This is a genomic window from Dyadobacter sp. BE31 (assembly GCF_031457695.1).
In the GTDB taxonomy this organism is placed as follows: Bacteria; Bacteroidota; Bacteroidia; order Cytophagales; family Spirosomataceae; genus Dyadobacter.
Genome location: NZ_JAVDXA010000001.1, coordinates 895283 through 907620 on the forward strand (window position 1 = coordinate 895283; position 12338 = coordinate 907620).

Annotated in this window: 11 protein-coding genes; 9 read left to right on the top strand and 2 right to left on the bottom strand. The window is 49.6% G+C overall.

Annotated elements, in window-relative coordinates:
- Positions 1–158: 158 nt before the first annotated feature.
- Positions 159–644: a transcription elongation factor GreA gene (gene greA, locus J2Y43_RS03755; RefSeq protein WP_106596207.1), complete on the bottom strand. Its 486-nt coding sequence runs from the start codon at positions 642–644 to the stop codon at positions 159–161.
- Between the two features lie 229 nt (positions 645–873).
- On the opposite strand from greA, the gene fmt reads away from it, so the two are divergent.
- The 6 genes from fmt to J2Y43_RS03785 all read left to right on the top strand — a co-directional run bounded on the left by fmt (position 874) and on the right by J2Y43_RS03785 (position 5262).
- Positions 874–1794: a methionyl-tRNA formyltransferase gene (gene fmt, locus J2Y43_RS03760; protein WP_309981194.1), complete on the top strand. Its 921-nt coding sequence runs from the start codon at positions 874–876 to the stop codon at positions 1792–1794.
- A 45-nt stretch (positions 1795–1839) separates the two neighbouring features.
- Entirely contained in the window at positions 1840–2301 is a 462-nt protein-coding gene (tnpA, locus tag J2Y43_RS03765) for an IS200/IS605 family transposase (RefSeq protein ID WP_309981193.1), read from the top strand.
- Between the two features lie 562 nt (positions 2302–2863).
- Positions 2864–3364 carry a dihydrofolate reductase gene (locus J2Y43_RS03770; protein WP_309981192.1) on the top strand — a complete coding sequence of 167 codons (501 nt, stop codon included), beginning with the start codon at positions 2864–2866 and terminating at the stop codon, positions 3362–3364.
- A 54-nt stretch (positions 3365–3418) separates the two neighbouring features.
- Positions 3419–4507, top strand: coding sequence for an alpha/beta hydrolase-fold protein (locus J2Y43_RS03775; RefSeq protein ID WP_309981191.1), 1089 nt, complete (start codon positions 3419–3421; stop codon positions 4505–4507).
- A 124-nt stretch (positions 4508–4631) separates the two neighbouring features.
- On the top strand, positions 4632–4859 hold the full coding sequence (locus J2Y43_RS03780) for a hypothetical protein (protein ID WP_309981190.1): 228 nt from the start codon (positions 4632–4634) through the stop codon (positions 4857–4859).
- Positions 4852–5262: a putative toxin-antitoxin system toxin component, PIN family gene (locus tag J2Y43_RS03785; protein ID WP_309981189.1), complete on the top strand. Its 411-nt coding sequence runs from the start codon at positions 4852–4854 to the stop codon at positions 5260–5262. Before J2Y43_RS03780 ends, J2Y43_RS03785 begins: the two co-directional genes overlap by 8 nt.
- A 93-nt stretch (positions 5263–5355) precedes the next feature.
- Here J2Y43_RS03785 and hslU read toward each other — a convergent pair whose 3' ends face one another.
- Complete coding sequence (hslU, locus tag J2Y43_RS03790) at positions 5356–6747, bottom strand: ATP-dependent protease ATPase subunit HslU (RefSeq protein ID WP_309981188.1); 1392 nt, start codon at positions 6745–6747, stop codon at positions 5356–5358.
- Positions 6748–6924: 177 nt separating this feature from the next.
- On the opposite strand from hslU, the gene J2Y43_RS03795 reads away from it, so the two are divergent.
- From J2Y43_RS03795 to J2Y43_RS03805, 3 genes are all read left to right on the top strand, one after another.
- A complete protein-coding gene (locus J2Y43_RS03795; RefSeq protein ID WP_309981187.1) occupies positions 6925–9201 on the top strand; it encodes a GH92 family glycosyl hydrolase in 2277 nt (758 codons plus the stop codon).
- 135 nt (positions 9202–9336) lie between these two features.
- Positions 9337–9753 (top strand): cytochrome c, encoded by a 417-nt coding sequence (locus J2Y43_RS03800; protein WP_309981186.1) that lies wholly within the window; start codon positions 9337–9339, stop codon positions 9751–9753.
- Positions 9754–9937: 184 nt separating this feature from the next.
- On the top strand, positions 9938–12313 hold the full coding sequence (locus J2Y43_RS03805) for a TonB-dependent receptor (protein ID WP_309981185.1): 2376 nt from the start codon (positions 9938–9940) through the stop codon (positions 12311–12313).
- The last annotated feature ends 25 nt before the right edge of the window (positions 12314–12338 follow it).

Below are 12338 nucleotides of genomic sequence, written 5' to 3' on the forward strand. Positions count from 1 at the left end.
ACCGCCGACCACTGACGGCCGACGGCCGATCACATGGTTTTTAATATCGCAAACAAGCGATCGGCGGTCGGTGGTCGGCGGTCATAACAAATCTCCACAAAAAAGTTGGGTTGCGAAACAGCTTGTTCCACAACCCAACCTATTATATCCGTCAAAGATTACTCCCCGCTGAAACGGCTGATATCGAGCACTTCAAACTCCATCATGCCGGCAGGAACCTTTATTTCTGTCGTTTCACCCACTTTTTTACCCAAAAGCCCCTTGCCGATCGGCGAGCCTACGGAAATTTTGCCGGCTTTCAAATCAGCCTCTTCTTCCGACACCAGCGTGTAGGTCACTTCCATTCCATTCTTACGGTTTTTGATCTTTACCTTCGAAAGGACCGAAACCTGTGAGGTATCCATCGTCGACTCGTCGATCACGCGTGCATTCGACAGGATTTCTTCCAGTTTGGCGATTTTCATTTCGTGCATGCCCTGCGCGTCCTTGGCCGCGTCGTATTCTGCATTTTCACTTAAATCACCTTTGTCCCGCGCTTCTGCAATTTGTCGTGCAATCTCCGTGCGGCCTTTGGTTTTCATCTCATTCAGCTCGTTCCTCAGCTTGGTAAGTCCTTCTTCCGTATAGTATGAAATTTTAGCCATGACCTTTATTTTGTTTATAAGTCTTTTAATTTTTGAAATTCTGCATAAAAAAAAAGAACGGCTCAAAGACCGCTCTACAGAGTTAACGAAACTCTCGTAGAAGGCTAGAAGACCTTTTCTTTTCGGTTGATATATGATTTTGTGTTCACCATAATTTTCTGTTAAGAACGACAAAATTAACAATATTTGTGAATGGTAGCACCATTTTTATCCAAAAGCGCCATCTGATATGTCAAATCCGCTGAGAATTATTTTTATGGGGACGCCCGAATTTGCCGTCCCAAGTTTACAAAGTCTGGTCGAAAGCAATTCTAATGTTGTGGCCGTTGTGACCGTTCCCGATAAGCCAGCGGGCAGGGGGCAAAAGCAAACGGCTTCACCTGTCAAAATATACGCAGAATCACAGGGTATCCCCGTATTGCAGCCCGAAAAATTGAAGAACCCAGCCTTCCTCGAAGAGCTGAAATCCTACGACGCCGATTTGCAGGTGGTAGTGGCGTTCCGGATGCTGCCGGAAGTGGTATGGAGCATGCCTTCGAAAGGCACATTCAACCTGCACAGCTCGCTCCTGCCCCAGTACCGCGGCGCGGCGCCCATCAACTGGGCCATCATCAACGGCGAAACCGAAAGCGGCGTCACCACATTCTTCATCGAAAAGGACATCGACACCGGGAAGATCATCTTCCAGGACAAGGAGCCCATTTCGCCAGACGACAATGCCGGCACGTTATACGAGCGCCTCATGCGCAAGGGCGCGAACCTGGTTGTGAAAACCGTACACGCCATCGAAGAAGGCAACTACCCGCAGGAACCCCAATCGGAGCCCGAGGACATTAAAGCCGCCCCGAAAATCTTCCGCGAAACCTGCGAAATTGATTGGAACAAGCCTGCCATCGAAATCCACAACTTTGTAAGAGGCCTCTCGCCGTACCCAGCTGCATGGACAACCCTGAATGGGCTTTCTTGTAAGGTATTTAAAACAAAAGTTGCTGAATCGGCCGACGACGCCCTGCCTGGCGAATACCGGTCTGACGGCAAATCCTACCTGCATTTCAAGACCGGCGATGGTTGGCTGGCCATTGAGGAGTTGCAGATTGAAGGGAAGAAACGGATGGCAATTGGGGATTTTTTGAGGGGGTATAAATTGTAAATATACCCGGCATTTCATTTACACACTTTTACACACAACTATATCATGGCTAACACGTATTCGCAGGTTCACCTGCATTTCATTTTTGCGCCCAAATTCCGGCAAGCGCTGATTTGCAATAGCTGGGAAACGTCTTTGTATAAATACATTACCGGCATCGTTGAAGCCCGTCAACACAAAATGATTGCGATTAATGGGATGAGTGATCATGTGCACATGCTGATAGGCTTTCGTACCACCCAGTCTATCGCCGATTTAATGCAGGACGTCAAGGCTGATTCGTCGCAATGGATTAATGGCAATCGGTTTTGCGGCAGTCGGTTTGAATGGCAGGCTGGGTGTGGAGTATTTTCTTATTCCAAATCGCAGGTACCGAATTTGGTCAACTACATTCAGACACAGAAAGAGCATCATCGAAAATTGACGTTCCGGCAGGAGTATTTGTCGTTTCTCAAAAAATTCGAAATTGAATACGACGAACGTTACATTTTTAAGTCCCCGGAGTAAAATCGCGTTAGCGATGTAATATTGGTAGAAACGCCAAGCATTGTGCGTTTCCAAAATCCCGTCAGGGATGCAACAACAGTGCCAACGCAATGCATTGTCATTACATGCCCAACGGCATTCCCCGGGCGTCATACGACAACGGTTTGCTACCGATATTACATGCCTGACGGAATTAATTGTCAATGCATGATTGTCATCGTGGCAAGAAACCGCAAAATCGCGTTAGCGATGTAACATTGGTAGATGCAGAATGTCGTGGCGATCGCCAAATCCCCTCAGGGATGCAACAACGGCGCAAAAGCAATGCATTGTCGTTACATGCCCAAGGGCATTCCCCGGACATCATACGACAACGGTTTTCTACCGATATTACATGCCTGACGGCATTGATTGTCGTGCTGATGATTGTCAGTGCGACTAGAAATCGAGTCGGCGATGTAACATTGGTAGCATTATCAATGGCATATTGCACCGGCAATCCTGTCAGAGATGCAAAAACAACCCAGGAAAGCTTCCCCAGACCCACATTTCGACCCATCTTTGCAAAAACATTTACCATCACATGCATATTTCAATCATCGTAGCCGCCGCGGAAAATGGGGCGATCGGTAAGGATAACCAGCTCCTCTGGCGGTTGCCGGACGATCTGAAACGGTTTAAACAACTTACATTAGGACATCCGATGATCATGGGCCGGAAAACGTTTGAGTCGATCGGAAAACCGCTGCCGGGACGGACGTCCATTGTGATCACCAGGAGTGCCGATTTCGCATTTGAAGGAGTTATCGTTGTACACTCCCTGGAAGAGGCACTAAAAAAAGCGAAAGAAATTGACGAAAAGGAAGCCTGCATTGTCGGCGGCGGCGAGATTTACCGACAGTCGCAAGACATTGCTACCCACATTTACCTCACCAGGGTACATACTGAAATCGAAGGCGACACTTTTTTCGAAATTGAAAACCCAGACGCCTGGACTGAGACCGAAAGAGTCCTCCACGAGCCTGACGAGCGTCATTTTTTTCCATTTGAATTCATTAATTATATTAAAAAAGCTGATAAATAAGTACTTTTGTACCCCTCGTAACCCATAGTGACTCAATGAAAGTACAAGAGTAGAATGCAAGTAGAAGTTGACACCCTTACCATTGAACTAAGCACAGTACCTTTCGATAATCGTCCGGTCTTCATCACAGGCAATTTTTGCAAGTGGCTTCCCGATCTGGAAGAGTACCGCATGACAATTGTAAGTCCGGGTAACTACCGTTTTCAATTCCCCGAGGACGCTGAGTTGCCCGATCCGATCGAATATAAATATACCCGCGGCGGCTGGAACCAGGTGGAACTCGACCGCGCCGGCCGACCTTACGGCAACCGGTTCATCAAAGCCGGCGAGACGCTCGTCAAAGACAATGTAATCCGTTGGCAATCTGACATTTCGACAAAAAAAGACCTTTCACCGCTTGTTGAAACGGTTTCGGAAGCATTTGAAATCACGCAGTTCAGCCGTACCCGCCGCGTGCGCGTGCTGCTCCCGCACGACTACTACGAAAATCCCGACCAGCGCTACCCGGTCCTTTACATGACCGACGGCCAGAATCTCTTTGGTGAAGGTTCGGAATATGGCAACTGGGAAATAGACAAAAGCCTCGCAAAGCTTGCGAAAGACCATAAAGCCGGTGTGATCATCGTAGCAATCGACCACGGTGAAGAGGATCGTGTGCAGGAGCTTTCGCCATACGATAATGCCAAACTGGGCAAGGGTTATGGTGCCAAGTTCATGCAATTTATCGCCGGACCGCTTAAAAAGCACATCGACGAAAAGTACCGTACAAAGTCTGACAGGTTGAATACCGGCATCGGCGGAAGTTCGGTCGGCGGGTTGTTAAGCGCTTATGCGGCGCTGATGTTCCCGCAGACATTCAGCAAGTTTCTGGTATTTTCTCCGGCATTGTGGATCTCGGAGAAGATTTACTTCGACGCCGTGCATTTCTTCGAGCCGTTCGAAACGCGCATTTACCTTTACGCTGGCGGCAAGGAAGGCGCCCATATGATCCCGAACGTCACGAAACTTCAGGAAACACTCGAAACACAAAGCTTCGGTTACAGCCGCGTAAAAATCAAGTCTTCAGTAGACGCCCGAGGCGAACACGCCGAAAAACAATGGAGCCAGGAGTTTCCTAAGGCTTTTGAATGGTTGTTTTATTAAAAAAAGGGAGGAAAGGGAGGAGGGAGGAAAGGGAGAATGGAATTACAACTCCATCCTCCCCTTCCTCCTTCCTCCCTTTCCTCCTTAACTTAAATTTTCGTATCTTTGATTAAGCTCAAATGATATGGAAACGATTGTGATTGAAGTAGACGACCGTGTGGCTGAGGCTTGGCGCAATGCGCCGGAAGCGGCTAGGGAGGCTATTCGCTACAAAATCAACGTATCCCTTGCCCACGAGCTTATCAAAGACTCAACTCTGGATTATATCTCGTTCCTTCAATCTTTAAGATCTGAAATGTCATCGGCCGGCCTTACCCAGGAGGAGCTGGATAACATTATCAGGGATGAGTAAACCACTCATTGTCATAGACACAAACGTGTTCATCAGCGCTCAACTAATCGAAGGTTCTACGAGCGCACAGGTCTTTGACAAAATTCTTCAAGTCGGCAATATCGCGCTAAGCGAGCCGCTACTCTCAGAGTACATGAATGTGATCTATCGTAAGAAGCTCGACAAATATTTGTCCGAAGAAAAAAGACAGGCCATTCTGCGCAAAATCATCGAAAATGCCTTGATGTTTACCCCAACCATCACAGTCGGTGATTGCCGGGACAGAAAAGACAACATCATTCTCGAACTCGCGATAACCTGCGGAGCCGCCTGCATTGTAACGGGTGACGCAGATCTCAAAATAATGCACCCTTTCAGGTCAATCCCAATACTATCCGGAAGCGAGTTTCTAACCGAGTTTTGAAAAGAGGTGGAATGGGAGGAAGGAGGAAAGGGACAATGGAATTTCAAAAAATCCATCCTCCCTTTCCTCCATCCTCCTTCTTCCTTTTTTCCTTTAAAGAATATACTGGCTCAAATCGCGATTCTTCACCAGCGCTGACAGCCTTTCCTGCACCATTTCGGCGGTAATGGAAATTTGAGAGCCGTCGCCGATAACATCCGGGATGTCGAACATGAAGTCGTTCAGGAGCGAGCTCATGACGGTCTGAAGACGACGGGCGCCTATATTTTCGACTTCGCTGTTTACTTCAAATGCAATGCGGGCGATTTCGCGTAATGCACCGTCTTCAAATTCCAGCTCTACACCTTCGGATTCCATCATCGCAGCGTATTGCTTCGTCAATGCATTCTTTGGCGCTTTCAGGATTTGGTAAAAATCACTTTCTGTGAGGCTGTTGAGCTCGACGCGGATCGGAAAGCGGCCTTGTAGCTCGGGAATGAGGTCGGACGGCTTGGAGACGTGGAACGCACCGGCGGCGATGAAGAGAATGTGGTCCGTCTGGATCACTCCATGCTTGGTATTTACGGCACTTCCCTCCACAATCGGCAGCAAGTCGCGCTGCACACCTTCACGGCTTACGTCGGGGCCGCTTCCACCGGAACGGCTGGATGCTACTTTGTCGATCTCATCGATAAATATGATCCCCAGGTTTTCAGCCTTCTTAATGGCTTCGAGCTTCACCTCGTCCATATCGATCAGCTTCGACGCTTCCTCGTCCAAAAGCAGCTTGCGTGCCTCCTCAACGGTTACCTTGCGCTTTTTACCCCGGCGTGGCATCATATTGCCAATCATCTCCTGGATATTCATCATCGAAACGTCATCTACCGCGCCGCCGATCATGCCCACATTGGGCACCTGGTTTTGCTGCACTTCAATTTCGATTTTCCGGCTATCGAGCTCACCATTACGGATTTTCTCGCGAAAACGCTCGCGGGTGCGCTGGTTGAGTTCGGCATCGCTCTGGGGCATCTCCTCGGAACCGTTGTCAGCGACAGGCTTCACCGCCCCCGAACCGTGAACCGGCGGGATCAATGCATCGAGGATAATGTCTTCCACGGCCTGCTCAGCCTTGATTTTCACTTCTTCCTTCTTCTGCATCCGCACCATGCCTACCGCCTGCTCCACAAGGTCGCGAACCATGCTTTCGACGTCGCGGCCCACGTAGCCGACTTCCGTAAATTTGGAAGCCTCCACTTTCACAAATGGCGCATCAGCGATCTTGGCCAGCCGGCGGGCGATTTCGGTTTTACCCACCCCGGTAGCTCCTATCATTAATATGTTGTTCGGGATAATCTCCCGCTGAATGTCCTCCGGACTGTTCATGCGCCTCCACCGGTTCCGCAGGGCGATCGCCACATTGCGTTTTGCGTCATTTTGTCCGATGATATATTGGTCGAGCTCGAAAACGATCTGACGCGGTGTAAGGCGGTTAAGGTGTTCTGTCATGTTGATTGCTATGGATTCAAAACCTAACGTTAAAAAGAATTATGCCGGTACAAAATGGCAGAAAACCTGCCGTTGGTAAATCTTTGGCCCCATTACTTTTTGTTCTCTGCCCTTCGATTACTTTTGTCCCTGCATTTATAAAATCCGAAACCAATATAAAAAAGAATTATCCCCAACATGAAAAAACTCCTGTCCTGCCTTTTTACCGTTATTGCCTCGCTGCAATTATCCTACGGGCAAGGTACCGCCAATCTGGTCGACTATGTGAACCCGCTGATGGGTACGCAGTCGAAATTCAGTTTATCGGCCGGTAACACCTATCCGGCCATTGCCTTGCCCTGGGGAATGAACTTCTGGATGCCACAAACCGGCAAAATGGGCGACGGATGGGCCTACATGTACGACGCCGAGAAGATCCGCGGTTTCAAGCAAACCCACCAGCCGAGCCCCTGGATCAACGACTACGGCCAGTTCGCGATCATGCCGATTACCGGTAAGCTGAAAATCGACGAAGAAAGCCGCGCCAGCTGGTTCTCGCACAAGGCCGAGACCGTCAAACCGCACTATTATAAGGTATACCTGGCGGATTACGACGTTACCACGGAAATCGCGCCGACCGAACGAGCTGCCCAATTCCGCATTACCTTCCCGAAAGCAGATACCTCCTACGTACTGTTGGACGCATTCGACAGGGGTTCTTATGTAAAAGTCCTTCCTAAGGAGCGCAAAATCATTGGTTATACTACCAAAAACAGCGGCGGCGTACCAGCCAACTTCAAGAACTACTTTGTTTTGGTTTTTGATAAACCATTCACATTCTCCTCCGCATTCCACGGTAAAACGCTTGCAAAGGATACGCTGGAACTTAGCGCTGCGCACGTAGGTGCGGTTGTCGGTTTCAAAACCAAAAGAGGCGAGCAGGTAGGTATCAAAGTGGCATCCTCTTTTATCAGCCCCGAGCAGGCCGACCTGAACCTCCAACGCGAGCTGGGCAATGATTCTTTTGACGCTACCAAAGCGAAAGGCGAACAGGCGTGGAACACCGAACTTTCCCGCATTAAAGTGGAAGGCGACAATATCGACCAGATCCGCACTTTCTATTCATGCCTCTACCGCGTGCTGCTGTTCCCACGCAAGTTCTACGAAATGGATAAGGCCAACAAGGTCGTGCATTACAGCCCTTACAATGGCGAGGTACGTCCAGGCTACATGTTCACCGACAACGGTTTCTGGGATACTTTCCGCGCGGTGTTCCCATTCTTCACGCTGATGTACCCGACATTGAACGCGCACATCATGGAGGGCCTCGCCAATGCATATGACGAAAGCGGCTTCCTGCCCGAATGGGCCAGCCCCGGCCACCGTGACTGTATGATCGGATCGAACTCCGCTTCACTCATCGCCGACTCGTATATTAAGGGTATCCGCGGCTATGATATCAACAAACTCTATGAGGCTATTCTGAAAAACACGCAGAATGCAGGCCCGGTTAGCTCGGTGGGCCGTTTCGGACATGAGTACTACAATGAACTCGGGTATGTTCCTTACGATGTCAAAATCAATGAAAATGCAGCCCGCACGCTGGAATACGCCTATGCGGATTTCTGTATCGCACAATTGGCGAAAGAGCTGAAAAAGCCGCAATCGGAAGTGGATTTGTATTTGAAAAGAAGCCAGAACTACAAAAACCTGTTCGACCCCGAGACCAAATGGATGCGCGGCAAGAACAAGGACGGCAAGTTCCAATCGCCATTCAATCCATTCAAATGGGGCGATGCATTCACGGAGGGAAACAGCATTCACTACACCTGGTCGGTGTTCCAGGATGTGAAGGGGCTGATCAACCTCGTGGGCGGCCGTGAGGCATTTGTACAAAAACTCGATACGGTCTTCACATTGCCTCCGGTATTCGACGACAGCTACTACGGTTTCCCGATCCACGAAATCCGCGAAATGCAGATCATGAACATGGGTAACTATGCTCACGGCAACCAGCCGATCCAACACATGATTTACCTGTACAACTACGCAGGAGCACCCGATAAGGCACAATACTGGACACGTCAGGTAATGAAGCGCCTCTACCAGGCAACGCCGGACGGCTACTGCGGCGACGAAGACAACGGCCAGACTTCCGCCTGGTACGTATTCTCTTCGCTGGGCTTCTATCCAGTCACACCAGGTACCACGCAATATGTAATCGGTTCACCGCTGTTCAAAAAAGCGACGCTGACGATGGAAGACGGCAAGAAATTCACCGTCGAGGCACCGGCGAGCAGCGAAAGCAATCTGTACATCCAGGGCGCGAAGCTGAATGGCAAGGCCTACGACAAGACTTACCTTGAACACGCAGATATTCAGAAAGGCGGAAACGTACAATTCGATCTGAGCGGCAAGCCTTCGAAAAGCTGGGGTACGAAACCGGAAGCGGTTCCTTTCTCGCTCACGAAATAACAAATGGTGCGATGCTCCCACTTCGTGCCGCATATTCGCAGGCCTCCGGCCGGTCAGGTATGCAAGACCGGCCAGAGGCCTGCAAATAGTGTGTGCGCAGCAGGAGCTTCGCACTATCTTAACCCAAACATCACCATGAAACTATTACTAACATTACTCTCAGCCGCGGTCTTCTGCACGGCGGTATCTCCCGGCCAGGACGATGAACTTGCGAAAAGCATCGAACGCGGTAAAATGGTTTACTCCGAAAACTGCATTTCCTGCCATATGGGCACGGGCGAGGGCATTACCGCCACTTTCCCGCCGCTCGCCAAATCGGATTACCTGATGAAAACACCCGAGAATGCGATCCAGGCGATCAAGTTCGGGTTGATCGGAAAAGTGACGGTGAATGGCGTATCCTACGACAACATGATGCCCGAACCAGGACTAGCCAACGAGCAGATCGCCGATGTGATGAATTACATCATGAACTCCTGGGGCAATTCATCGGATAAAAAGATGATCACCGTGAAAATGGTGGAAGCCGTAAAACCGGCCGAGGAAAAATAGCAGCAACATTTCAAACCGCATGCAGCCGCATTGTCCGTTGGACAATGCGGCTTTTTTATGACTAAAATCATTATGTAACAATCCGTTAACTACTATTTTAAATAAATCTAAATAAAATCTTGCCTCGTAAGAATTACCGACGGATATTTGCGGCTCGTTAACTATTTAGTCCAATTTTAGATAAATGAAAAGATTTTATATTTTCTTCCTATTACTGCTGATAAGCGTTTCCGCATTTGCGCAAAACGGCAGAATATCAGGACAGATACTCAGCTCGGATGGACAACCAGCCGAGCAAGTTTCGGTCGGAATAAAGGGATCTGCCCGCGGTGCCGTCTCGGACAATCAAGGAAAATTCACAATTGAAAGAATCAAACCCGGAAGCTATACATTGCTGGTGAGCTTCGTGGGACTTGCCACTCTGGAAAAGGATGTGGAAGTAGCTGCCGGTGAAACGGTGAGCGTTTCTTTCACGCTGTCCGAAAGCGCCAACGAATTGCAGGAAGTGATCGTTAAGAGCGGTACTACCTACAAATCGGACCAGTTTTCATCCAGCATGAAACTGCTCACGCCGATCCTGGAAACCCCTCAGAACGTGCAGGTTGTTACCTCAAAAGTACTGGCCGACCAACAGGTGATCAGCATGAGCGACGGCCTGATCCGCAACGTCAGCGGTGCGGTCCGTCTGGAACACTGGGGCGATATGTATGCCAATATCAGCATGCGCGGCTCTCAAATCCAGGCATTCCGCAATGGCTTCAATGTGGTGAACTCCTACTGGGGTCCATTGACAGAGGATATGAGCTTCGTCGATCACATCGAATTCGTAAAAGGTCCGGCTGGCTTTATGCTTGCGAATGGCGATCCGAGCGGTTTGTACAATGTGGTTACCAAAAAACCTACCGGTCAGACCAAAGGTGAAGTGGGCTTCAATGTAGGCAGCTTCGGCCTCTACCGCGCCACCCTCGACCTCGATGGCAAATTGAGCAAGGATAGCAAGTTCCTCTATCGTCTCAATGTAGCGGCGCAAAACAAAGGTTCTTTCCGTCCCTATGAATACAACAACCGTTACAGCATTGCTCCGGTCATTTCTTACCAAATCGACGAGAAGACGAAACTGACAGCTGAATACACGCTGCAATATGCGAAAATGTCGAACGTAGGGTCCTTCTATGTGTTCTCTCCCGATGGCTACGCTACGCTGCCGCGCGATTTCACGACCATGGCTCCCGGCATTGCTCCTACCAGGATCAACGACCAGAGTGTGTTTGTGAATTTGCAGCACCAGCTCAACCCCGACTGGAAACTGACCGCACAGGTTGGCTATTTCAATTACAACCAGCAAGGCAGCAGCATGTGGCCCAACGTGGTAAACCCTGATGGTACTTTGATCCGGGCCGTGGGACTATGGGATGCCAAGAGCGAAATGACGCTCGGACAGGTGTTTGTCAATGGCGATGTGAAAACCGGCGCGGTAAGACACCGCATTCTCGGGGGGATTGATATTGGTAGCAAGCATTACTTCGCCGACTGGTCGCAATCTATCGCGCTCGACTCCGCAGGTGCTGAATTTGACCCTAAAAACCCCTATTATGGCACACCGGTATTGGGTTACCCCCAATTCGATCGCTCCATGCCCCTTGAATCCCGTGCGGCAGCAGGCGGAGGTTTACAGGATCAGAATTATACTGGCCTCTACTTGCAGGACGAACTGGGCTTCCTCGATAACCGCGTCCGCCTGACATTGGCTGGCCGTTACACGTATGTGAAGCAATCGGCATACGGCGGCGCTGACCAGGAGGCAAAGCACTTCACTCCGCGTGTGGGCCTGAGCCTCTCACTAACGAAGAATACCTCATTGTATGCATTGTACGACCAGGCATTCATCCCGCAAGCAGGCCGGTTGATCGGCGGCGGCAAGGTGAAACCGGTTACAGGAAACAATACCGAGATAGGCGTAAAACGCGACTGGGCGGAAGGCCACTGGAATACCACGCTCGCATTCTACCGAATTTTGAAAAACAACGAGCTCACAGGTGATCCCACCAATCCAAACTCGGGACTAAGCATGGTACTAGGCCAAAAAAGAGCCCAAGGTGTTGAATTCGACCTTCGCGGTACGATCATCAACGGACTTAACCTGACAGCTAACTACGCTTACACGATTTCCGAAGTTACGAAAGTGGCCGAGGGGGTAACCGATATGAAAGTAGGCGATTTAATTCCCGGGTATGCCAAGCACACAACCAATGCCTGGTTGAGCTATAAAGTACAACACGGCTCGTTGAAAAACGCCGGTATCTCTGCGGGTTTCACTTATCTGGCAGGCCGTGCTACCACTAACTGGTCGTCAACTAATAGTAGTCTTAACCAGCCTGATTATTTCAAACTGGATGGCGGTCTGTTCTGGGAGAAAGACAACATCCGCCTCACAGCGAACGTGTTCAATATTCTGGACAAGTACCTGTACAGCGGCGGTTATTACGATTGGTTGAAAGCCTACTACTGGCAGGCCGATCCTCCAAGAAATTATCGTTTGAGCGTTACTTACAAGTTTTAATAGGATAGTTAGATCAATACAAAGA